Annotated in this window: 10 protein-coding genes and 1 riboswitch; of the genes, 3 read left to right on the plus strand and 7 right to left on the minus strand. The window is 41.9% G+C overall.

Annotated features, from left to right (window positions below; translation table 11 throughout):
- Positions 1–47: 47 nt before the first annotated feature.
- The 6 genes from VCA1004_RS14375 to nagZ all read right to left on the minus strand — a co-directional run bounded on the left by VCA1004_RS14375 (position 48) and on the right by nagZ (position 7,187).
- Complete coding sequence (locus VCA1004_RS14375; protein ID WP_086981123.1) at positions 48–1,541, minus strand: aspartate kinase; 1,494 nt, start codon at positions 1,539–1,541, stop codon at positions 48–50.
- 209 nt (positions 1,542–1,750) lie between these two features.
- The gene (locus VCA1004_RS14380; protein ID WP_086981124.1) at positions 1,751–2,137 is read right to left on the minus strand and encodes an ectoine synthase; all 387 of its coding nucleotides are present in this window, start codon (positions 2,135–2,137) and stop codon (positions 1,751–1,753) included.
- Positions 2,138–2,369: 232 nt separating this feature from the next.
- Positions 2,370–3,635 carry a diaminobutyrate--2-oxoglutarate transaminase gene (gene ectB / locus VCA1004_RS14385; protein WP_086981125.1) on the minus strand — a complete coding sequence of 422 codons (1,266 nt, stop codon included), beginning with the start codon at positions 3,633–3,635 and terminating at the stop codon, positions 2,370–2,372.
- A 147-nt stretch (positions 3,636–3,782) separates the two neighbouring features.
- Positions 3,783–4,328 carry a diaminobutyrate acetyltransferase gene (ectA, locus tag VCA1004_RS14390; RefSeq protein WP_086981126.1) on the minus strand — a complete coding sequence of 182 codons (546 nt, stop codon included), beginning with the start codon at positions 4,326–4,328 and terminating at the stop codon, positions 3,783–3,785.
- 514 nt (positions 4,329–4,842) lie between these two features.
- Positions 4,843–5,847, minus strand: coding sequence for an adenosine deaminase (locus VCA1004_RS14395; RefSeq protein WP_086981399.1), 1,005 nt, complete (start codon positions 5,845–5,847; stop codon positions 4,843–4,845).
- 138 nt (positions 5,848–5,985) lie between these two features.
- A riboswitch (purine riboswitch) is annotated at positions 5,986–6,116 on the minus strand.
- A gap of 81 nt (positions 6,117–6,197) precedes the next feature.
- Positions 6,198–7,187: a beta-N-acetylhexosaminidase gene (gene nagZ, locus VCA1004_RS14400; RefSeq protein ID WP_086981127.1), complete on the minus strand. Its 990-nt coding sequence runs from the start codon at positions 7,185–7,187 to the stop codon at positions 6,198–6,200.
- A 135-nt stretch (positions 7,188–7,322) separates the two neighbouring features.
- Here nagZ and VCA1004_RS14405 point away from each other — a divergent pair, with 135 nt between their 5' ends.
- Positions 7,323–8,426 (plus strand): anhydro-N-acetylmuramic acid kinase, encoded by a 1,104-nt coding sequence (locus VCA1004_RS14405; RefSeq protein ID WP_086981128.1) that lies wholly within the window; start codon positions 7,323–7,325, stop codon positions 8,424–8,426.
- A 422-nt stretch (positions 8,427–8,848) separates the two neighbouring features.
- Here the strand turns inward: VCA1004_RS14405 and VCA1004_RS14410 are convergent, their stop codons facing one another.
- A complete protein-coding gene (locus VCA1004_RS14410) occupies positions 8,849–23,011 on the minus strand; it encodes a T1SS-143 repeat domain-containing protein (RefSeq protein WP_086981129.1) in 14,163 nt (4,720 codons plus the stop codon).
- Between the two features lie 389 nt (positions 23,012–23,400).
- On the opposite strand from VCA1004_RS14410, the gene VCA1004_RS14415 reads away from it, so the two are divergent.
- Both VCA1004_RS14415 and VCA1004_RS14420 read left to right on the plus strand, forming a co-directional pair.
- Entirely contained in the window at positions 23,401–24,789 is a 1,389-nt protein-coding gene (locus tag VCA1004_RS14415; protein ID WP_086981130.1) for an HlyD family type I secretion periplasmic adaptor subunit, read from the plus strand.
- Between the two features lie 2 nt (positions 24,790–24,791).
- A complete protein-coding gene (locus tag VCA1004_RS14420; RefSeq protein WP_086981131.1) occupies positions 24,792–26,990 on the plus strand; it encodes a type I secretion system permease/ATPase in 2,199 nt (732 codons plus the stop codon).
- Positions 26,991–26,998 lie beyond the last annotated feature (8 nt).

Here is a 26,998-nt window from a genome sequence, read left to right on the forward strand (position 1 = left end):
CATTTATGGCGCGATTTTCTTTGATCACTTAACAACCATTTTTAGTATTAAGCAGCTGCGGCCTTTTTACGGTTATCATCAATAAATTCATCGTGTAAAGTACAAATAGCCGCTTCATAGTTTTCATCATCAACCACAAATTGCACATCCACATTACGCATCGACGAGTGCGCTGCGCGTGGTGTGATGTTTTGGTTCATCAATGCAATCATGCCGTGGCTCAGTGCTTTATTAGTATCGATTGATGCACCAATCACTGAAATTAATGCCACCATTTTGCCGGTGATTCTGGCATTAGGAAACGCTTTTTCTGCGCGAGAGAGCACTCTATTTTTACTTTTAGAATTGCCGCTCAGATAATAGGTAATTGAGTTTGCGTTCATCTCTTTTCCGACCAATTGAACACGCTCATCGTTAATGATTTCCATCAATTCATAACCAACATTATCTGCTTGTCCGACCATGGCTTGATCAAAAATATGTAACGCAAAGACCTTATTTTTACCCGCTATAATTTCGACTTTATCCGTGTTCCCCGCATAACGATGTGGGGCAAATTCATGTGAAATCAAAGTTCCTTTATGCTCAGGTTCAAAGGTATTTTTGATCACCAATTCAATACCACTACGGCGCAATCCGGATGCGGCATTAGGGTGAATCGCTTCCATCCCAAGGTTAGCTAATTGATCAGCCACATCGTAGTTAGTCTGTCCCATTGGACGTACTTTTTCTGGGCCAACAATACGGGGGTCCGCTGTACTTAAATGATATTCTTTGTGAATCACCGCCCGTTTTGCTTTAGAAAGTACCGCGAGGCGGCTGAAAGTCATCTCACTATAGCCACGGTCATAGGTTTTCATTAACCCTTCAGAGCAATAAACATACCCTGTGACTATCGGTAGCTCTTTTGTTAGATCAATACTTTTCAACGCTTTTTCAATCACACGGTCAAGGTTACTCGAACCTTCTTTGCCCTCAGTTTGCTCTTCAATATCCCAGCCGGATAAATCAACAAACTTGGCATTCACGTTAAGAGTGTTTAGCTTCAAACAAGTATTGTAGGCACTGTGTGCTTCACCGATGGAAGATAAAAACTCTCGGATTTGCGGCAAATAATGCTGCATTGAGAACTGGCCATATTGACAAGTTTCCATGATATTGTTGATACAATTGGTCGCTTGCGCAATGCGGTCTTTAATAAAATTATCTGCACGGCGACGACTGATAGGATCAGCAAACATATTTTCGTTAATCAATAGCATGCGTTGTTCGAGTGCTTCCATCGCGTCAGCCCAAGCATCATCACGGTTTTCTACCAAACGATAAATACCCGGTTTACCCGAACGCTTACATTCCAGCAAAGCATCGGTAATACCGCCATACGCCGACACCACGAACATGCGGTTATAAGGGTTCTCTGGACGAAGTAAAATATTATCAAGCACAGCATCAAAGGCTGACATCGAGGTACCGCCAATTTTTTCAACGGTATGATTTGAGTTTTGAATATTGGCAGTGTGGCTTCTATTTGCAGAAGTCAAAATAGGCTCCTTGGAGATCAATTAAGTAAATTTGTTCAAATCGTAAAAGTTTCTAGGGTCAAGTACCTAGTTCCTAGGCTTTGCCGCTGTATTTACATCAATAATAGAATCATCACAGATACCTATTAGCGATTCATTTTCAGCCCAATCACCTAGGAACTAGGAACTAGGAACTAGGAACTAGGAACTAACAACCTAGCATCTATTCCCTATTCAACAATCGGATACACACCATCTTTATCATGGGTTTCTGCGCCCGTTAGTGGTGGGTTAAATACACACGCCATCACCATATCTGCTCCTTTGTAAGCTCGTAATTGGTGATCATCATGTTTGTCGAGGATATAAAGCGTGCCGGGTTTGATTGGGTAAGTTTTGTCACCCTTCACTTCAATCTCACCTTCACCAGAAATACAGTAAACCGACTCTAAGTGGTTTTTATAATGAATGTGGGTATCGGTTCCCGCGTAAATGTTGGTAATGTGGAACGAAAAGCCCATCTTGTCTTCTTTCAAGAGCATACGTACACTTTCCCAAGTATCTGCTACAACGCGACGTTCACTATTTCGACATTCTTCTAACGTTCTGACTATCATTATCTGTCCTTGTACTCTTATGTATTTTTCACAATGAGCATGGTTTGATGCGTCTTTGTTGATAAAAACAACCTTGATAAACATCACTTCATTGTGGATTAATGTTGTGGATTAGTAATGCTTAATTGCGCATCGCCAATAATTGCCATACCGGCATTTGAGTGATAGGCAACTCTATCAATGAGTTACTGAGCTTATCTTCCTCACTTAAAGGTATGCGCTTGGATTCCTTTCATGACGCTTTTTTAGTGAGCTTCACCGAAACTTTTTCAACGGCTTTTTCAAAGATATGAATACCTTGTTCTAGCTCAGATTCACTCACGGTTAATGGGCAAAAAAACTTCACCACTTCATCATCAGGTCCGGCGGTTTCAATCACCATACCGTTCGCAAAACACTCGCTGGTAATAAGATCTGAAATATCGCCATTTTTACAAGCAATACCTTGCATTAAGCCGCGACCTTTAATCTTTTCAAATAAGTTTGAATATTGCGTTAATGCTTTATTCAATGCTTTGTTTAGTTGCTCGGCACGTTCTTTAATGTGCATTTCAAACTCATCGTTATGCCAATAAGTATCAATAGCTTCAGCCGCCGTCACAAAAGCATGGTTATTACCACGGAACGTACCGTTATGTTCACCTGGAGCCCATTGATCCAGCTCTGGTTTCATCAACATAATCGCCATTGGCAAACCATAACCACCAATTGATTTTGAGAGCGTTACCATGTCTGGCTTAATACCTGATGGCTCAAAACTAAAGAAAGTCCCGGTACGGCCACAACCGGCCTGAATGTCATCAACAATCAATAAAATGTCATTGCTTTTACAGATGTTCTCTAAACGCTGTAACCAATCATTAGAAGCTGCATTTAAACCACCTTCCCCTTGTACCACCTCAATAATCACCGCGGCCGGTTTATCCAAGCCTGCTGAATTATCTTTTAACATGGTTTCAAATAAAGCGAGGCCATCAACGTCAGCATAGCCTTCATAGGGAATACGCGTCACGCCCGATAATGGCATGGCGGCCCCCCCTCTATGGTGTTGATTACCCGTTGCAGCAAGAGCGCCGTATGACACACCGTGAAAGCCATTAGTAAAGGCAACGATATTACTGCGACCTTTGACTTTACGCGCCAATTTCATAGCAGATTCCACCGCATTCGTTCCGGTTGGGCCGGTAAATTGGACTTTGTATTCCAACTGACGCGGCTGCAAAATGTTATCGTTTAAGCTTGCTAAGAATCGCCCTTTTGCTTGTGAATGCATATCCAGACCATGGGTTAAACCATCTTGGTCGATATAATCAAGCAAGGCTTTTTTAAGAACAGGGTTGTTGTGGCCGTAGTTCAATGAACCTGCACCGGAAAGAAAATCTAAGTAGCGATCTCCGTCTTCGGTATGTAGCCAACAGCCTTTCGCAGAAGAAAATACTACTGGGAAATTATTGGCATAACATTGAACGTTTGATTCGTGCTTTTTAAAGATATTCATGATTTATCCTGTCTATCCATCCTATGTGTTTATCTTGGTTGAGCGGAGCCCAACCAAGATTAATGAAATTTGGTTTACTAGTTTGTGTATTTGATTTGTTAACTTGTGAAATCGTGTGATTTGTCCACTTGAATTCACTGAATGGCTTTACCCCATCGCAAGTGGAATATGAAATAAGAACTCGCTATCGTGCTCACCATCGAAGTGATGTTGTTTATCTAAAAACACACTGACGCGCCCTTCTTCACCCTCTTCACGCTCGATCTTGCGAAATAAATTCCACGAACCGTGGTTGTCTTTGGTAATCGTGGTCTCAATGGCGACAACGCCTGCAACACAGTCACGTGCTAATAGCGATTTGATCATGCGATATGCCAACCCACAGCCGCGACTCTTTTGTGCAACCGCAACTTGCCAGATAAATAACACGGGCCGATGTGGGTGACTTGAAGGTTTAAGATAAGCGGAGACAAAGCCTGCAATCTCACCATCTCGCTCTGCAATCACACATGTGTCGCTGAAATGGGAAGTCTGTAAAAAGTTACAGTACGCAGAGTTAGTATCCAAAGGAGGACACGATTCAATCAAGGCATTGACCTGATTGCCATCGCTTATTTCGGGTTTTCTAAATGTCCACTCATCCTGAGCGGGGGTCACTTTTTTAGGTTGTGAAACCCATGGTGCCGTAATCATCTTAGCCCTATATGTTTATTTGTACGCTCGGTTCTCTTAATCATTATCCCAATGACAAAGCCCCCAAACGGTGATTGATTTTTATCAGTGTCTGACCAAAACAAACTCACAATTTGTTTAGTGCACTAATCAATTTCTATTAAATGATAACGGCAAAAAATCAGATATCAACCCTCATTTTTATGCGTAAATACCAACATATAACTTAATTTACTGATATAAATAGAGAATATTACAATTGAAAAAATATAATTGATAAGATTAATATTTAGTACTGTAATCTTTTATTCAGGAAAGCGTCATAACAATGACAAGGGTATGATAGCAATGGCTAAACGAAGAGAGCGAAGAAAATCAAGGCTAAAGAAGGCGAGTGATACCAATCACACTAATGAGATGCTCAGATAATTAGCACGATTAGTATGATGACATAAAAAAGCCCTTTGCCTGAATCTCTCCAAACAAAGGGCAAAATACAATGAATAAAAATGGATCTTAAAAGGTCAATCTAGCGTTAAACTGACGCACAAAATTGATCAACTTTCGCCACTAGGCGTTGTTTTTCTTCTTCACTAATAAAGCTCGCTTCAATCGCATTGAGTGTGAAAGCTTTTAGTTCTTCATTGGTCATTGGTAGCGCTTCAGCCACTGCGACAAAGTTATCCGTCATATAACCACCGAAGTAGGCCGGATCATCAGAGTTGATGGTGACGCATAAACCACGACGTAAGAGATCGGCGATATTATGATCCGCCATGTCTTGGAACACTTTTAACTTAATGTTAGATAAAGGACATACAGTTAAAGGTGTGCGGTCTTGAATTAATTGTTCAACCAATTGTTCATCTTCCACACAACGCACACCGTGATCAACACGAGCCACACCAAGTAATTTCATTGCATTATGAATATTCTCAGCTGGGCCTTCTTCACCCGCATGTGCAACAGTTAAGAAGCCATGTTTAATCGCTTCTTCAAATACTTGCTGGAATTTTTCTGGTGGGTGACCACTCTCTGAAGAATCTAAACCTACACCGATAATTTTATCTTTGTATGGTAGTGCTTGGCGTAAAGTTTCAAAGGCGCTGTCTTGATCTAGGTGGCGCAAGAAACACATGATGATTTGGCTAGAAATACCTAACTCTTCACGGCCTTTTTGCAATGCTTTATCAATACCGTTGATCACAGTATCAAATGCAATACCACGTGCAGTGTGAGTTTGTGGATCAAAGAAAATCTCAGTATGAATCACGTTGTCTTGTTGGCAGCGCAATAGGTAGGCCCATGTTAAATCAAAAAAGTCTTGTTCATTGATTAAAACGTTGGCACCTTGATAGTAGATATCAAGAAATGATTGTAAATCTTCGAATTGATAAGCCGCTTGCACTTCTTCAGGTGAGTTAAATGGGATACTCACTTGGTTACGTTTCGCTAGCTCAAACATCAGATCGGGCTCTAATGAACCTTCAATATGCAGGTGTAGCTCAACTTTCGGTAAGCCTTGGATATAAGTCATCATTTGTGAATTCATTTGTTTATCCTTCGTAAAAATTAAATGAATGCGCAACGATTTTTCTTTGATATGCTCATCCCGCTTCGGACAAACAAGACCGAAAAGGAAAAAGATAAATTAAAGTGTAGCGATACAAAGAGAAAACGGTTTTACGCTTCTCTTCGTAATCAGAAATATGAGGTTTCTGGTAGAGACTCCCGCACCTAAAACTCTTTTGATCATAGACCAAAAAGTTCAATTAGCAGAATTATACGAAGGTGTTCTATAAAATTGAGGGCGGATTCTACAGTAGAAGTGATGAAAAGCAACCCCCATCACTTCATAAATGTAATAAAATATTTCAGATAAAGGCGCGTTTATTGTTGATCCCAATACTGGTTCATCAACGTATTAGCCTGTTTCCATCGTTGATCTGACTGTAAATCACTTAAACTAAACGTTTGTTTTTTCAATAAGTTCATTGCTTTTGGCACGTCAACAATCGGCAGGTTATCCAATACTTGCACTGCCGATGTTCGGTTATTGCACATCAATACCATATCGCAGCCTGATTGCATCGATTTAAGCGAACGTTCAGCTGGTCCACCCATAATGGCCGCCCCTTCCATGTTTAAATCATCAGAAAATACGATACCTTTAAAGCCTAATTGGTTACGTAATACCTCTTTAAGCCAATATTCAGAGCCACTCGCTGGCTGGTCATCATAATGTGGGTACACTACGTGCGCGGGCATCATCGCATCCAAGATCCCTGCCTCAATTTGCGCTTTGAAAATAGCCATATCCTTTTCGAAAATGTCCTGGCGAGCATCAAATGGCGTTTCATAATGTGAATCTACCACCACCCCACCATGACCAGGAAAATGCTTACCCGTCGTCGCCATGCCCACTTGTTTCATCCCTTTCATGTAGGCGGTGCTGTAAGTCAAAATGGTATTAAGGTCATCACCAAATGCACGGCTGCCAATGGCTTTACATTGGAAGGATTGATCGAGTACCGGAGCAAAACTCAAATCAATATCATGGGCAATGAGCTCGGCTGCCATCAACCAGCCACCAAGTTCAGCCGCTTCTACCCCATCTTGCATTTGAGCATAAGCTTGCGCCGGTGGGATTTTGGTAAACCCATCACGGAAACGCTGCACGCGGCCCCCTTCTTGATCCACACCAATCAAAATGGGACGCTTCGCCGCTTTACGAATCGCCTGATTGAGCGCTATAAGCTGCTTATTATCATGATAGTTACGGGCAAATAGAATCACCCCCCCAACGGTTGGGTGGGCTAAAATTTCTTTATCTTCGGCCTCTAATTCATAACCGGCAACATCTAACCACAACGGGCCCATAGCGTTTTCCTTTTAACGTATTCATTATATTAAAAATATTTTGCCCTATTTTGTCACTAATGCGATATCTTTAAAACTCAAGTCTGTTAAAAATAACGCGTATTCAACATTCAGTCACAGTACAAGAGGTTAGCGATGGAAAAGTATATTGGCATCATGTCTGGCACCAGTTTAGATGGCGTCGATACCGCTTTAGTAGAAACCGACGGACAGTCGATTCAACTTCTGGCACAAGATTTTTTTGCTATCCCTGCCGACTTGAAACAAGACGTATTGGATGTATGTATTGGTCAACAAACCACGCTGGTTAACATCGGTGAAATTGATCATCGTCTGGGTAAAGTGTTTGCTGATGCTGTAGAGCAACTCATTAACAAAAACTCTCTTGACCGTAGCACCATTACCGCGATTGGCAGCCATGGACAGACCGTTTTTCATGCGCCAGATTCCACTTACCCTTTCACCATGCAAATCGGTGATGCGAACATCATTGCGGCGCAAACGGACATTACTACCGTGGCAGATTTCCGCCGCAAAGACATGGCGTTAGGAGGCCAAGGCGCACCGTTAGTCCCCGCTTTTCATAAAGCACTCTTTGATCACCTTGAAAATAACATTGTGATTTTAAATATCGGCGGCATTGCCAATATTTCTATCATTAATGGCGACCAAACTTCTGGGTATGACACCGGCCCTGGCAATATGTTAATGGATGCTTGGATGCAGAAAGAATTTGGAAAACCATACGATAAAGATGCCAAGATTGCCCGTTCAGGCAAGGTCAATCACGCATTATTACAACGCTTATTGGCAGAAGATTATCTGCAACTACCGGCGCCCAAAAGTACGGGAAGAGAGCTGTTTAATCTGCCTTGGTTGGAACAGCACCTCTCTGGTTTTACTTTGCTGCCAGAAGATGTATTAGCCACACTGGCAGAATTTACGGCGCTCACAATTGCTGAACAAGTGAAAGGGTTAACCCAAAATAATACTGAGAATGAATTATTGGTCTGTGGCGGCGGAGCACAAAACCCATTATTAATGGCAAGAATGCAAGATTTATTGCCGGAATGGCAGCTTGGCAATACCTTAAAATACGGCATTGATTCGGATTACATGGAAGCGATGGCCTTTGCTTGGCTCGCCCATCAAACCATGCACAATCTACCGGGTAACTTACCGGCAGCCACTGGCGCTACCCGTCTTGCGGTATTAGGAGCGATTTATTTACCGGGCTAAGGTGACACCACACAGGCTTTCCTTACACATTAGCAATATAAACATAATTGAAGGCATTCTTTTACCATCAGCTTCCCTTTTCTTATTCAGAACAATGGATTGGCGATAATGCTTCTAAATGAATAATGCATCTAAACGAAAAACGCCTCTTAGACTGTTTTCACCGCAGTGATCACGAATCTAAGAGGCGTCTTTGCCTGGTGCGAATCAGGTTTTCTGAATAGCTGATGTTATTCATTACCTGTAATTAAGCGAAAACTATGCCAATAAATTATTTATTTTAACCAATTGTTTTATAGTATTTATTAATCCTCACCCACGACTCTGAAATTATTTTGCACAATAATCGTGCATAAAAAATAAAAATGCCCTGAATACTATCAGAGGCATTTAGATTAAGCTGAGTCTATGAACTCATCTCATTAGTGATCGACCGTAAAGGCATTATGCTGTTGATATAGGTTAGACAAAATATCATGCGAACTGGCGCTAGAATCTAAGCCTAGAGCTCCAGTATTGATATTATCAAGCACAATCACTTGTTCTTTGCCCTTATCAGAGTTTACCGTTAGATTTATTTTACCATCTTGCTCTGAAGCTTGTACTCCGGCCAATAAGTCATCCATGTGAATGCCGTTAGCTTCCGCATCCGTTAATAACTCTCTTATATCAATTTGGTCAATATTCAACTCAAAGTCTTTAATGATATCAACCGTAGGAACATTATCGGCGCTCAAATCATTGGCATGCCACACAAAGATATCGGTTTCACCATCTCCTGTACCATAGCGTTCACCACCCCATAGCTCATCATTTCCAGCTCCACCAGTTAAAATATCCTCACCTGCACCGCCGACAAGAACATCGTCTCCCGCTCCACCAATTAAAATATCGTGTCCAGACGTACCAATTAGTGTTTCACCATCATCATCCCCAACAATCAGTGACTGTTGAGTCGATTCTTTCGCCTCTAGAGTCGTACTTGAATCAGGCTCTATCGTCACGTCAACCTTAGTTGATTGAGGTTCGATGGTTACTTCTCGATCTGCACTCTCTTTAGGCACAGAGACAATATCTAGGTTATGCTCACCTTCGGCCATTTCCGTTAAATAAGCATCATCGAGGTCTTGTGCCGCAATGATCCAAGAGCCATCTTCTTGCGGCTCACCAAGCGGCTCACCTGCTGAGTTAACTACTCTACCGGAATCAAGATTATTAATTTGAATATGATCCAGCTCTAAGGCTTGAATATCTTCTCCGAGCAACCCTAGTAACGGTATCAAGGCTAACTGAGCTGCGGTTGCCGCGATATTAGGTACCGGTCGCATTGAACTTAACGCAAAGCTACTTGCCATCATGGAAGATGGCGCTGCAGACACATTCACCGAAATACTGCCATTATCGGTCAACTCGCCTCCCGCTCCCGTATTGCCATTATCGCTCACAGTCACCGAAATTGAGGTTTCTCCAGAAAATTCCTCATCGGCAACAAAATTAATTCCAGCCGCAAGAAGGTCATTAATCGCCTCTAAGCTACCGGTTAAAATCAAGTTTCCTGAATCATCACCTTCTATTGTCACCGAGCCAGCATAAGCATCTGGTACCGATAGCACACCATCATCAGATGTTAATTTCACGGTCATTTGACCACCTACCGTATCGTTCACATCAACATCTTTAATCGATAATCCTGTGATGGTGATTTCCTCATTGGCCACGGCATCTAAATCACTATCCGCTATGGTTAATTCGGGTGCATCGTTGACGGGGGCAACATCAACATTAATAACCGTATCAATGGCTAAAGTATCATCTGCTGGGACTCCGTTATCGACACTGCGGATATCTAACGCTAATTGTCCATCCCAATTGGTATTATTGGCATCTCCAGGATTAAAAATAATATTATCCAATGCGCCAGAATCGGTAGTAATAACCCAAGTGCCATTGCCGTTATCGATTACGCTACCCTCAACCCCTTCCGGCAGTCTAAAACTTGCCCCATCAGGTACATTACTGATGGTCACTTGAATTGTTTCTGGTGGGTTCTCATGGATAGAAGCGTCCTTAGCACCTGCTCCATAGCCATCAGGGTCATACGAATAATGACTATCAACCGTAGTAATATCTAGTTCCAAGATAATGTCTTCATTTTCTGTTCCTGACGCAGTAGTGATAACATCAGTGTCAATCTCATCGCCCACAGGAAGCACTTCCACGACTATCGTTTTCTCGAAACTTGCAATCTCATCTAACGATTTTTCTTTGGTATAAATAGTGACACCGACTTCAATGGTGCCACTGAAGTTTTTCGGTGGGACGAGACTTAAACCCTCGAAGCTAAAAGATTGCTGGCCTGCGGCTCCGGTAATCGTCCACGTTCCATCGCCGTTGTTTGCCGCCCCTTTAACCACAAACCCTTCCGGTATTCCAGTCAAAATAATGGAGACAATTTCTTCAGATCCATCAATATCTTGCAGTGTAACCGTACCTTCTGCTAAAGAAATTCCGCCTTCCTCATCTTCTTCACCTTGTATGATATTGCTACCATCACTTGACTCAACTAACACATCATCATTAACGGCGATCACGTCAATACTGACAATAATGCCATCAACCACTTTCGTATCGGTTTCGATTCTATTACCATCAAGGTCATAGGTAGCGGTATCAATAATTTCTCCACTCAACGTAAAGTCAACCGGGCCACTGTAATCTTCATTAGGAATAAACTGAACTCCAGAATATTCACCTGGACCCAGTGTTATTTCGCTAACCAACTTACCTTCAGAATCAACGAAGAAACCTTTACTAGGATCTACTTTAATGGTCATTGAATGAATGCTTTCAATACCTTCTTCTACCGTATTACGTGTATCGCCAAAGGTTACTTGAGAGAAATCTAATACGATGGTGGCATCTTCATAGGCAACTCCGTCATAAATCGTCTCAGGGTTCCCCGAGTCATCAATCGGTTGCTTATCGCTATCTAAACCTTGGCTTTCAATACCTAAATCTAAACTCGCACCGGAATCCACCACAGGAGAAACATTGACGATAATGGTTTGAGTCGCTTCGTTAACATCGCCACTTTTTTGATCAGTATTGACATATTTGATTGGGAATTGGAAATCACCAGCAAAATCCTCCGGTGGAATTAAATCCAAACCACTGATATTGACGCTACCATCAAGATTGACCGTTGCTTCATAAATATATTGACCAGTTTCAAAATCATATTCAGCGCCAATAATAATAGTACCTTCTGGTAAATCGGCAGAGTCAATAACCAAGGTCATCGTATCATTTGGTATTTCATTCTCTCCATCACCGGTAAGATCGTCAGTTGAGACAAAAATACTGTTGTTATTCATGATTTGAGAACCAAGATCAATACCCTCATCTTCTACTCCGCTTACCACAGTATCTGTGACGATAATATCTGCGGCCAAGTCTAAGTTCGTATTGGTATTAGGGCTAAAATCTAATACGATCTCTCCTTCTCTCACCGCCTCATCACTCACATCACCTTCACCGTTATCACCTAGATCCACGACTTTAGCGACCACTTTGACATTCACGGTATCAGTAAAACCCGCCGGAGCTTGAATTTGAATATTAGCTAAATTGCCATCCTTAACCGTCCAACTACCATCACCATTATTTACCGCACCAAAGACCACAAAGCCTTGTCCCTCAGGCAAATTAATCGCAGAGAAGTCTAAGACCAATTCAACAATGACTTCTTCACTGGAGAAATCATTTTCAGCAAACATGATGGTACCAACCCCATCAGTACTTAAATCGACCACACCGTCAGAATCACACAAGACTGTGCCGAGATCATCAATAATACCGTCACCATCTTCATCAAGACCGGAACTGATCACAATCTTGCCTGCCCCCGTTTCGGAGGTATATGGGTCACCAGCTTCTTCCACTTTAGCTTTGACATCTACACTTAAAGTGCCTGTAATATCAGTTTTTATTGCTGAATCTTCTGGGTCCACTACATCTGCATCATCTTGCTGAACGGTAATATTGGTCGTTAAAGTAAAGTCCGTATCGGAGTTTTCAGGCATCTGAATTTTTAATTCCGCACCGTTATTGAGTTCACCATCCTTTCCGACATAAGCATCAAGATTTAAATCTCCATTCGCATCAAAGAAAACTTGCGTCTGAGTACCGTCGCTAGTAACGATAAAAATAGCATAGCCTTCCGCATCCATTCCGTCTGGTAAAGAAAGCGTTAAAGCCGTTACATATTCTTGATTATCGGTAAAGGTCGGGGCCCAATTTAAGGTCACTAATTCATCTTCAATACCATTTGATGTGGTGTTATAGGCTGAATCTAAATCAATCACAGGCTCAACATGAATCACAATATCTTTTTCGAAAACCGCGCTATCACCATCTTCTTCTGTGACGACAATCGTTGCGGTCAGTTCAATATCTTCCGTACTGTTTAATGGCGGTTGTACATGAATATTATCCAGGCTATCTAGTTCAACTTGATACATAGGACGGCCATTAGTGTCTTGACCGACATACGTTACTTCCACTGGGTTACCATTACTAAAGATGGTCACCCCTTCTGGTATGCCAGAAATCACCACCGTTAAGGTTTCAGAGTTATCACCAGGTAAGGCATTTACTTCGCCTGAATTAATATGGAAATTAAATGGTGCCGAACTATCTTCCGGAATAGTAATTTCGACACCATCACTAGTATTTGTATCTTCATCATAGTTAATTAACGTCCAATCACTTCCATCATCAATCACAATCGTCGGCGAATCTGCAACCCCTTTCACCGAAATATTGATGTCTTTACTCTCAGTAATATATTCATCGCTAGTACTTGCGGAAGTACTACTATCATAAGTGGTAATATCTTTTACGACCCCTTCGACCGTTAACGTGAAATCGCCACTGGCATCCGGTGGTGGCATTAAGACTAAGTTTTTCAACTCACTATATAAAATTTCATAGCTGCCATCGTCTGCAAGTGTGACCGCTTCTCCATTCAATAGGAGCACAGCCCCCGTTGGTAGATTACTTAAACGAACATATAAGGTTTCAGAATCATCGGAATTATCAGAAGGATGGTTGAGTGTGATCAGATTAACGAGACTAATTGCAACGTCTTCCTCCGACTCAACACGGCTGACTTTCAGAGTTAGGTCTTCATCAGCATCAGGTTGCACTCGTACAACGATATCAAGCTTCTCGGAAAGTGCCGTTTCTTTTCCATCGACAAATGGTGCTTGCTCCTCACTTTGCGCCCAAGCATTGATATGGATATCACCACTAAAATCTTTATCCGGTGTGACGGTTAAACTGCTGATATTATCCACTGAAATGCGATAAGCCGTAGTTCCATCCTCAAGCGTAATGGCTTCTAAGCCTGTTCCATTTAAGGTTCCTGTATAATCCACCGCAATTTGTACAATATAATATAGGGTTTCAGAGCCATCATTATCATTCAGGTTAGCGACAAGTTTATCAATCGCAATGTCATTATCTTCAGTACCGATGTATTCGGTTTGAGTGCCCGTTCCTTCGGTAGTATCCCAACTAGGAATATCCGCAATGCCATCAACTGAAATATTCAGTTCACCAGTGATATCTTGTAATGAATTATCGTCCCGTGAAATGGTGGCGTTAACAGTGAAAGTAATCCCTTCGGTCGAATAATCCTCATTAGGCACAAAGGTCACACCGGAAACCGACACGATATTCCCAGTGGTTGAAATCGCTGCACTTGGAATAATAACTTTGCCATCAACAATGACGATTAGATTACCGTCATAATAAAAATTACCTTCGGTTCCCTCTGGCACGGTAATAATTAATGAATCTTCAACTAGGCTTTCTTGCCTATCGACATCACCTAAATCAATCTCTATCGAGACAAGGATTCCATTAGATGAATGTTCTGTACCATCGGTATTATCAAATTCATCTAAACCATCAACAAGCTCTTGACCATCTTCCTCTTGACCATGAGTTGGATTAGGGAAAATGAACTCAGGGTCTTGGTCAGTCAAATTCAATGTCACGGTTGAGGTATCTTCATCCCCGTCTTTATCAACCACTCGAACGCCAATATCTGTAGATAATTCTACATTGTCGTTATTTAAATTATCATTAGCAATAAATGTCACATGACCGTTGATATCCACACTAAGCTTACCAAGAAGCTGTCCACCATCATCAGCATCGTAAATATCAATATCAGTAAATGGAGCTTGATGAGGAACCGGGTTCGTTCCATCACTTCCATCAATAAACGTTAAATATAAGGCTGAAATACCATCCGCCCCTTCATTTTCAGGCAAGATAACAACAACATCCGTTTCACCTTCAGCCAAAGTAATATCTGCATCAGAAAGATGAGGGACATCATCGTTAACTGTCACCGTGATCGTATTGGTAGAATTATAATCTGTAGAATCATCCGAGCTTGGAACCCTATCTCCGTCTTTATCTACCGCATAAATGGGTAATTGAATATCTAAAGAGGTATCGTGACTTGGCTTTTGATGATCGAGTCCACCTGTAATTTCAAAGGTATATTCACCATTTGGCTTAAACGTGACTTTGAACACTTCACGATCGCCCGCCATGCCACTGAAGGTACCGTCGGCATTTTCAACTAATTCGACTTTTACACCTTGAGAAGTCAGGCCCGGATTCAAATTGGAAAATTCTGTTGCATCGATTTTGAAGGTATCAATATTATCACTACCTAATACAATCGTAATTTGACCACTGGCACTCTCTGTTGTGCTATCTGGGTCTGAGCCTTGATGGTTACCCCCTCCCGCATTAATCGCACTTTCATCTACACTGACACCAGAATCGACATTAAATGATGGGTCGTTACCGTCATTAATTTGTACGTCAATATTGACTGGCACGTCTAAATAATCTCCATCACTATCTTGTACCTGTACTGGTACCTTGATATGAATTTCAGAGTCATTGATCGTCACCAAACCTGATGTGTTTGCGCCACTGTCATCATGATCATGATCCAGTGGGAGGTATTGAGTTACTGACAAGGCAATATCAACTCCTTGACCATCACTATTTTGAGTCGCACTTAATTGAATCTCTAACGCGACTTCACCGTTGACCATACCCGTTAACGTGGCAGTTGCAGCATCATAAGAAAATACAATCGGCAAACCACTAGAGGTTAAATCTGTCTCCAACTCCTTAATTAAAATATCGAGATCTTTTTTGGCAATTTGAACCGTAGAAGGATCTAAACGCTCAACGCCTGCGTCAACTGTGATTGCATCCGAAGTATTAGTTGGAGGAGTCTCATAAGGAAGATCAGCACCAGGCAGGATGCTTTCGGTAATGGACACTGAACCAGTTTGCCCGCCTGCCGCATTGGCTCCATCGGTAACCGTAAAGATTAATGAGCCGTCAGCAGTATCTAAATCAGAATCAGTAGCAACTAATCCAAGTTCAATGACTGTAGATTCACTGTCCAACTGATCAATTGGCCCATGAACGGTGACAGAATAAGCTCCGCTATCATCCAAAGTCACAACGATTAATTCCGTCGTACCATCTTGAGCATACAAAATAGCACTGTAATCCGTAATCACCCAACTTGTCGCTTCGCCATTTGACGTCAAAATGAGATCAACAAGATTCCCCGTTTCTGCATCTAACAGATCATCGGCAAATTGAATAGTATTCACATTATCGGAACCTGTTGTCACATCTACTTTACCTGTAGAATTTGTCACTCCACTATCGGTTGATTCATTTAGGATGATACCGGAAGTATCATCGACAAATATAGGATCCGCACCATCTGTAATATTGATAGTGATGGTTGCATTCTCACTAGGGTCACCATCATGATCAGTCGCTACAACCTCTAAAGTGATGCTTACTACATCGCCATCAACATCACTTTGATCAAACGGTTGATATTGTGAAACGGTATAAGATCCATCATACACACCATCCGTCTCGACTAAGCTAACAACGAGAACGTTAACCTGCTCACCAGAATTATTATCAATATAATAATAACGAATAATCCCCATCGTAGCATCATCCATTAAAACCGGTTGACCATTTGATGTGAGCTCTGTTGTGATGTTTGTACTATTACTAGAGACAAACTCAATTTTAGCGATAGAATCACTACCAATATCTATTGAAATTTGACCTTGATAAATTTGTGGATCGGTAGCACTTTCATCAGCTTCCATGAAACTAACTGAACTGTTAGACAATACGGGTGACGCACCATCGGTAAATGTCACTGTAATCTCAATAGGAGCTAAATCACCCTGCCCATTAACAAGTTGATCTCCATCACTATCGGCAATCTGAATAGGCACATTGAAAGAAATATCGTCTGAAACGGTATGATCAAGAGGTTCTTTTTGCAGTAAAACCACAGTAACCTCAACACTACCATCTAACTTTAATATTGGCGTTAATGTGATAGTAAATATGATGTCTCCAGTTTCTGGGTCGATGCCTGTAATGGTGATAATTCCATTAGCATCAACGATTAAATTATCATCAATAACAACATCACGACCGTTAGACGTTAAACCCAAATCATCAAACGCAGCTTTAAAATCATCATAATCAGAGATGATCAATGAAGATGGGTCAAGATAATCATTTGCAGCCGGAATATCGAACTTAATGTCGGCAGATATATCACTGGGATAAATCAAACTCTCGCCATTGTCATTGAGATTTCCTTCAATCACTCCGATGGCGACAGTATCATCTAACGTATTAGGATCAGCACCATCATTAATCACAATCGTAATACTGCCTTTGCCAGTATCACCATCCATATCGGTGGCAATCACATCTAAATCGATTGTTAAAGAATCATCGGCAGGCTGATCTATAGGCTGATATTGTTGAATGGTGTAACTGCCATCTTTAGCGTCGTTATCAAAAATAATTTCTAAAACAGGTTTATCCACACCAGAAAATTCAGCGGGAACAAACACATAAATCCGGCCATCAACTCCGAGGTCAACACGGGTTTCCATACCATTAGAGGTAATGTCATATAAGACTTGAAGTTGAGCGTCGGTAAGAGCGAATGTAATTGACTCAATGGCATCACTATTGGCATCAAGATCTAACGTTTTTCCTTCAGAGATAAGTCCGCTACCACTTTGATCTTCATTAATCACAGTTTCTTGGCTTGGAGTCTTAAAGACCGGATCTGCACCATCTTCAATGGTCACTACCACGTTAACAGGATCAGAATCACCATTAGAATTGGTTAAAGGGTCGCCATCGGTATCATCAATTTGTACCGGAATAGTAATGTGAATTTGATCGTTGGTCGCTCCATCAGCGGCCGGAGTAAATGAGATATAGTCGCTGTCTGTCACATTCTCATGATCTAACGGGCCGTGTTGAGTGATGGACATCGACACTTCCACATCACCATCAACACTCTTAGGCGTCAAGACGATAGTAAAGACATCTTGGCCATTGGCAGTTGCCGTAATCGTGATCACACCATCGACAATGGTTGGTTCAGAGACTTCAAGATACTCGCCATTGGACATTAGACTTTGAAGATCGGCTTGTAAAGCTGCCCATACCCCTTCTTCTAGTCGCAAGGTTTTTGGATCAAGCGCATCGTCAACAGCAGGTATAGTAAATGCCCCCTCCGACATAGGCGCTGTGCCGGGGTAGATTATCCCATTAGGGTCATTAAGGTCACCCTCTGTTACCGACAAGGTGGCATCAACACCGGATCCAGAGGCGTTAGTCCCATCTTGAACTGTGATCACAATAGTACCCGGTGCGGTATCATCATCGGTATCTGTGGCGGTAATACCAATATTGAGAATACTTTCATCCGAATCCGCAATTTGATCTAAAGGCTTATATAAGACAACCGTATAATTTCCTTCAAGATCATCTAAGCTAACCACCATAATAGGGTCATTGATACTGCCTCCCACTTCGTACACTGTCAGAGTTGTACCATCCTCACTGATATGAAAAGTGGTCGCCACACCATTGGAAGTCAAAGTATCAAATGTCGGCTGGTCAGCATCAAATTTAATGGATTCAATATCATCACTGCCGACCGTCAATACCACTTGACCACCAGAGTTAGTGACACCGGCCCCATTAGAACCTGCTGCGGCATCTTCATCAAAAACAATACCCGTATCCGTGGCAAAACTTGGGTCAGAACCATCCTTAATCACGATATGAATTGTACCTGGTTCACTGGCATCGCCATCAAAATCAGTCGCGACCACATTCAATTTGAGGTCGTTTTCTCCACCACTATTTGCGGTATTAGTCTGTTCTATCGCCTCATATTGAGTGACGCTATAAGTGCCATCTTTTTCAAGATTATTCAGCTCAATCATTAAAACTGGCGTATCAACACCTTCCGTATACGTCCCATCATCATTAGCCGGCTCCGCTGGGATATACACAATAATTTGGCCATCGATTATCTGAACACTAGTGTCTTGATTATTCGACATCAACCCGTTCAGCACATCCAATTGCTCTTGCGTTAAAGCAAACTCTACACTAGCAATCAAATCACTACCGACATCTAAGTCAATCGAACCTTGACTCGGTTGATCTGGTTCAACTTCGGTGATAGCGAGTGTCTCAGAATTCCCTAACACTGGCAGATCGCCATCGTTAATCGTTACCGTCACGCTACTCGCCGACTCTAAATAATCTCCATCACTGTCTTTCGCTTGAATTGGCACTTCAAAAATAATCTTGCCTTCACATGTTTTAACTAGGCCTTCTTGATTACCATTTATATTATGATCTAGAGGAGCATGTTGAGTGATCACCATGTCGACATTCACATTGCCATCATCGCCTTGCGTCGAAATCAGAACCAGCTCTAAAATTAGCTCACCCGTACCACCATCCAATCGACCTTCTAAAGCCCCAGTTTGAGGGTTGATAATGAAAGTGATTTCTTGTCCTGATGAAGTTAACTCATTCGACAATTCGGCTAAAAACGCATTGAGCCCCGTTGAACTCTGATCTAAAGGATCAGGATTAATCACTACACTTTCAGGCAGTAGACGATCCACACCAGCTTCTAAAATTAACCTTACGCTATCGCCCACTAATGGATATTCAGAAGCACCATCGGTATTGACTAAATCGGGTTCTGTAATCGTGATCGTTGCAGAGCCACCCGTTGCATTGGCACCATCGGTAATATTAAGTGTAATTTCACCCACATTACTCACATCGCTGTCTTTATCTGTGGCCGTAACATCCAACACTATCGTCGTAGTATCATTGGCAGGCTGGTCAATGGCTTCAAGTTGCTGAACTGTATAACTGCCATCTTTGGCATCGTTATTTAGCGTAATCACCAAAACCGGAATATCTGCAGCACCATCGACGCCAGGAATATATACCGTAATAACACCATCAATATTAGAAACTAGAGTGTCATACCCATTGGAGGTTAATCCATCCAATACCGCTTGTTGTTCGACTGTCAGTTCAAATTGCAGAAAATCTATGGTGTCACTACCTACATCAAGCGTAATAGCCCCTGGTTGTGGTTCTGAAGATTGACCATTAATTTCAACAAATGACATGGCATCATCACCCACAATGGGATTATCCCCGTCAGTAATCGTCACCGTGACATCAGCTGGTGCTAATTGCCCATTTTCATCGGTTAACCAATCTCCGTCCGTATCTTGAACTTGTACCGGTACTGTGATTTGAATGTTATCGGCTGTCGAGCCATTAGGCGCTTGCTCGAATTCAATGAAATCACTGGTAAAGTTTTTATCGTGGTCTAACGGAGCATTCTGGGTAAACTCAACCTGAACATTCACACCAGATTTACCATCATCTTGAGCATTAGCCGTTGGAGTGAGAACTAAGGTAAAGACGGTCACTGCTCCAGCAACGGCGGTTAACGTGATAACACCTGTCACCGGGTCGATAACTTTAGTCACCGAAAGAGGAATATCACCGGACGTTAATTTCTCTAAATCAGTTTTAAGCGTGTTCCAAACTGCCGGTTCAATATCTAACGTGGTGGCCACTAAATCATCATTAACGGCCACTAAAGTGAATAAGTCATTATCGGTTGGAGCATTGGTATACTCAGTGCTGTCGGCATTGGCCAAATCACCTTCAATCACACCCAACTCCACTCCGACCCCAGCACCAGAAGCATTGCTTCCATCAGTAATATCAAGAATGACCGTACCAGCGGCTTCATCACCGTCTTTATCGGTTGCCGTAATAGGCAGTTCAAAATGACTATTTTCACTGTCAGATTGGTCAATAGGCCCAGTGATTGTTACCGTATAACTACCATCAAGATTAATAGTTACCGTAATAAGTGCTTCTGCAGGATCGGCGTTATTGAATAAGGTCAATACATTATCATTAATATCAACAGTTGTAGGTTGACCATTTGAAGTCAGCCCATCGAAAGCGGCGGCTGCCTCAGCATCAAAAGTGATGGTTTGAATGGCATCAGAGCCTACATCTAACGGTACCGCCCCATGAATGACTTGACCTAAGTCATCCGTTTCATTGATGAGGGTCCCGCTATCGGTTGAAAATTGAGGCACGTCACCATCAACAATAGTAATATCGACCGTAACTGGCTCAGTTAAAAGCGAATCATCGGAATCCTTCATTTGAAGCTCAGCATGAATGGTAATGTCGTCACCATCCACTGTAATGTATCCTTCGCTATTACCACTGCTCTTATGATCAAGCGGAGCATATTGAGTTAACTTTACAAAAACATCGACACCATAAAAATGCGGCAATGCACTCAATTCAATTTTTAAGACCAATTCATCACCGGCGTATCCCAAAATGGTTTTTCCATCATCGCTAAGTGAAAATGTTATACCATCGCCATTCGCAGTCGTTAACTCTTGCTCCATCTCGGCAATCAATGCATCAACCTGAGTTTCATCAAAGTGCACGGTATTGGCTTCAAGTCGGTCAATAGCATCATTAGATTCAGGGTGTACTTCTATTTTGACATTCCCTGTAACAGGGTAGCTATCGGGAGCTAAATCACCTTCGGTAACGGAAAACTCCCCGTGCTCTCCACCGGTTGGAAAATCCGCATCATTAAACTGAATGAAGATTTCACCTGGTGTTGAATCACCATCTTTATCAAATGCGGTAATGAAGAAGCCTGCATCCGAGTGCTCTGCCCCCCCTTGGTCAAAAGGCCGGAATAGGGTTGCAGAATAAGAACCATCGCTATAAACTTCAAGGGTAAAAATCACTTCATGAAGTACGTTATATACCGTTAATAATGACCCTTCAACCACGTATGAGGTCGGAAAACTTTGACTGGTTAACCCTTCTAGTTGTGGTTGATAATCATTGATAATAATCGACGCAATTTCATCGGAACCTAAATCTAAAGGGACTTGTCCTGTTTTGGCTTCTCCGCGGTCATCTAATTCTTCAATGACAATCCCCGGATCAGTACCTAAGCTCGGATCATCACCATCTAATACGGACACCCCTATCGTAATAGGATCATTAAGCTCGCTACCATTGCGATCTTGGCCTTGAATACTGGTATTGATAAAAATGGTGTCGTTAGTGTTAGAAACTAAACCTGAAGTATTACCATTCGATAAATGATCAAGCGGCCCATAAACCGTAGTGGTTAAAGTGACGGTCACATCACGGTTATTATCAGAGGAGGCTGATATCTGAGCAGAAAACACACACTCCCCGTTTAACGTACCAATAATGGCATTTTCAGCCTCATCAAACGTGAAAATAATGCTTTCGCCACCAGAGGTAATTTCTTGATTCAATTCAGCCAACAATAACTGCAATTGAGCAGGTTCAAAAGTAAAGCTATCAGCCATTAATGGGAAAGAACCAGCTTTAACTAACACGCTGACACTTTCACTTACAGGGTAACTCGTATTGCTATACGTTTGTATAATGGATAAATCGCCTTCTTCTACGGTCATTGAGGCTTGAGCCCCACCTCGTGCATTCACAACGGCAAAACTATCATCCTCTTCAGGATATTCAATCTCAAAGCCTTCCGTGGTAAACCCTGCATGAGTCAGGATTTGATCATTATCGTAATCTACCGCAACAAAGCCCGTTGTTGCCGTTTCAACCGGCGTTCCGGCATCATTTTGCACTTGGTTGTTTTCATCTTCTGGTGCTTGCTCATCTTCTTGCTCATCACTATCTTGTTCAATAGCTAAGCCATGAGCACGCATTACCGCAATATCTTGTATCGACAAAGGGGAGTTTTGTAGCTCGTTAATATTAACAGCAAGATTTGGATCAATTTCATGAAGCGAGGATGACGAATTATTATCGGAAGTTATGCACGTAATACAGTTTGATTCAATAACCTGTGGTGAATTTGTAGAATCGGTCAATGTGTATTTAGCATGAGGATTGGCTAATAACACTTCATTTGGAGCCAGTTGATAAGAGCCAAATATTTGGTTTAACGATTGTAGGTCACTGCCCACAAAAACTTCACCGTGCAAGACATCAATGCTTACTTTATTTGAACTGAATATATCCATATAAAAAATCCTACTTCATCATACCACTAAGATTATAAAACATGATTGATTGGCACTTATGAGCATAGACCAAATGTTCCATTTAGAGCTCAAAAAATCATAATATCAGCCAATAAAATTTCATTATTAATAGCCGAAGCTAATAAAGTTCAAACTCATTCAAGCTTTTGATAAATATATATGAAATCACTTTACCAAAACATCATTGAAACATAGTATATACACGATAACCCAACACAAATCACAATTTTCAAGTTATTACATACAAGACACCATTGTTATACATCAATATGAAACTAATAACGTGTCTATAAAAAACATATTCAATCTGAAATAAATGTTGTTGATGTTATAAATTTTCTTTCACTGAGTATCGACATGGAATTCCTATGAAAAATGGACAAGATACCGTATTAAAAGAAGATAGAGATTTTATCGATGATAAATCAGCCGCTCTGCTTCTACATGCTCCCACTCATCCTCGTATTATTTTACGTATCATCGGGCTATTTTTTATTTTAGCGATCGCTTGGGCATCTTGGGCCAAAATCGATAAAGTGACCACAGGTTCTGCCAAAGTGATTCCCTCTTCACAATTGCAAGTGGTGCAAAATCTCGAAGGCGGAATTGTTAAACAAATGCTGGTCAAAGAAGGGCAATCGGTTGAGAAAGGTCAGAAATTATTACTCATCGACGACACGCTTTTCCAATCCAATTTTCGGGAAAAAAGCCAAGACATGGCCAGCCTCACCGCTGATAGCCTGCGCTTACATCAACTTATCAATAATATAAAAATCAACCACACCGGAAAAACATGGCAAGATAAAGTGCAACTTTCCACTCAACCTTTAACTTTTGATGCCGAGTTTCTCCAGCAGCACCCCAAACTGGTGCAACAGCAACAAAATGAATATCGCGATGTGATGATTAACTTACAAAATCAGCTCAACGTCACGGCGCAACAAATCAAACAAAAACAACAAGAACAAAGTGAAACAAGAAGCCGAATTTCCAACCTAGCCAGTAACTACAAAATTATTCAGCGTGAATACAATATGACCAAACCGTTAGCTGAAGATGGCGTTGTACCTGAAATCGAAATTTTGCAATTACAGCGCTCAATGAATGATAGCTTAAGAGACCTCACTTCTGCTCGAATGAAGTTGCCGGTTATCGAATCAGAAATTCAAGAAGCCACCTATAAGTACATTAATATTGCCTCTGATTTTCGCGCCAAAACTCAACAAGAGTTAACCGATACCACCAATAAACTGTCGAGCATGACGGAAGTACAAGTTGGGTTACAAGATAAAGTCAGCCGTACTGTAGTCACCTCTCCGGTGAAAGGCACCATACAAAAAATCCATGTCAATACGGTGGGTGGCGTCATTCAACCGGGTATGGATCTGATTGAAATTGTCCCCACCGAAGACACACTTTTGGTTGAAACAAAAATAGCGCCGCAAGATATCGGCTTTCTCCATCCCGGACTGAAGGCCATTATTAAATTTACCGCCTACGATTTCACCAATTATGGAGGATTAGACGGCACGCTAGAAACCATTAGCGCCGATACCATCCAAGATGAAGAAGGGAATAGCTTTTATTTGGTCCGTATTCGTACTGATAACAACAGCTTAACCGACTCGACTGGCGATAATTTACCGATCATCCCCGGCATGACAGCCTCAGCCGATATCATCACCGGTAAACGAACAGTTTTAGATTACTTATTGAAACCAATTTTAAAAGCAAAACAAACGGCGTTGAGGGAGTGACCATGAAAGATCCATTATTACAGTCGTTACTCTACCTATGCCATTATTATGGGCAACCATACTCGCCCACCGCCCTGGTTCACGACTTGCCACTCAAAGATGGTTTATTAACACCTCATTTTTTTGAACGTGCCGCTGAAAAAGCCGGTCTTGTGGTCAAAGCACGCCAAATGCCACTGAGGCAATTATCGACCATGCTGCTGCCGGTCGTCGCCCTCCTCAAGGATGGTCATAGCTGTGTGATTTTATCGCTGGATCAAGAGACTCAAGAAGCTGAAGTGGTTTTCCCTGAAACGGAAGACTTAGCGCAATCCATCAGCCTTAGTGAACTTGAACAACAATATACTGGGCAACTTTTTCTTACCAAGAAACGGTTTCGCCATGATGAACGTTCGCCAGAAGTCCTCACCAGTGATAAAGGTCATTGGTTTTGGAGTACTTTATGGCAATCAAAAGACATTTATACCGATGTCTTACTCGCGTCGATTCTTATCAATATTTTTACTATCGCGACACCGCTATTCTCACGACTGGTGTACGACAAAATTGTGCCTAACTTGGCGTTTAACTCATTATGGGTGTTATCTTCTGGCATCTTTGTGATTTTCCTTTTTGATTTAGTCCTAAAAGTCATCCGCTCTTACTTTATTGATCTAGCAGGGAAAAAATCAGATATTTTGATTTCGGCTAAATTATTTCACCGTGTGATGGGGTCACGCTTAGAAGCTAAACCAGCTTCCGTCGGCGCTTTTGCTCGCCATTTGCAAGAATTTGAATCTATCCGTGAATTTTTAACTTCCGCCACCGTTGGTGCATTGATTGACTTGCCGTTTGCTCTGTTATTCTTATTTGTCATTTATTTGATTGCTGGCCCTCTTGCATTGGTGCCTTTAATCGCCGTGCTCATTCTCGCCATCTATAGTTGGATTATTCAAGCTCCCTTAAAACGCTCTATTGAAGAAGGTTCTCGCTTGTCATCTCAAAAGCATGCCAACTTAATTGAAAGCCTTAGCCAACTTGAAACCTTAAAAACATTTAATGCGCAAAGCCAGTTTCAGTATCGTTGGGAAGAAGCCGTTGCCCACATGTCAAATTGGAGCATTAAAACACGCCGCTTAACCGATTCGGTTCAAAGCACCGCAGGGTTTTTACAGCAGTTTGTATCGGTCGCGATGATCATTGGTGGGGTCTACCTGATCTCTAATGGCGACTTAACCATGGGCGGACTCATCGCTTCCACCATGCTCAGTGGCCGTGCTGTCGGGCCTTTAGTGCAATTATCCATGTTATCCACCCGCTATAACCAAGCCAAATCAGCCATGACCATCATTGAAGAAGTGATGAGTACGCCGCTGGAGCAAGAAGAAGGCAAACAATACATTCATCGCCCTGTGTTGAACGGAAAAATCGAATTTAATAATGTCAGTTTTCACTATCCTAATAGTAAAACTTACGCATTAAGAAATATTAAATTCACCATTAACCCGGGTGAAAAAGTGGCGATTATTGGTCGTATTGGCTCAGGAAAATCCAGCATACAACGTTTAATCATGGGTCTTTATAAAGCCACAGAAGGTTCTGTTAAGATTGATGATCTTGACATCAACCAACTGCATCAAACCGATGTCAGAAGTCATATTGGCTGCGTACCACAAGATTGCTCATTATTCTTTGGATCGATTCGAGACAACATCGCCTTAGGCCGACCACAAAGTAGTGATCAAGATATTTTAATCGCCGCTCAACGTGCTGGAGTAACTCATTTTACTCAAGATGATGAAGCGGGGTTAAACAAACAAGTAGGAGAAGGTGGCGCGGCATTATCTGGTGGGCAAAAACAAGCGATTGCCATTGCTCGAGCTTGGTTAACTCGTCCGCCGGTCTTGATCATGGACGAACCGACCAGTCAAATGGATAACCGCTCTGAGGCACTGTTAAAGCAGCAACTCAAACACTTAACGGCCAACGAAACCCTAATTTTGATCACTCATAAAACCAGTATGTTGGATGTGGTCGACAGGGTCATTGTTTTAGATAAAGCCCAAGTAGTGGCAGATGGTCCAAAACGTGAAGTGTTAGCACAATTGATGAAACAAGGGAATGCCGCGGCTCAAACGCCGGTACGGCCGAGCCAAAAATCGAATAAAACAACACTCCCTAAGGCGATTCAACCCACCCAAGTTCAGCGCCCAGATAAATAACCTCAGCA

The sequence above is a fragment of the Vibrio aphrogenes genome (assembly GCF_002157735.2).
Lineage (GTDB): Bacteria > Pseudomonadota > Gammaproteobacteria > Enterobacterales > Vibrionaceae > Vibrio > Vibrio aphrogenes.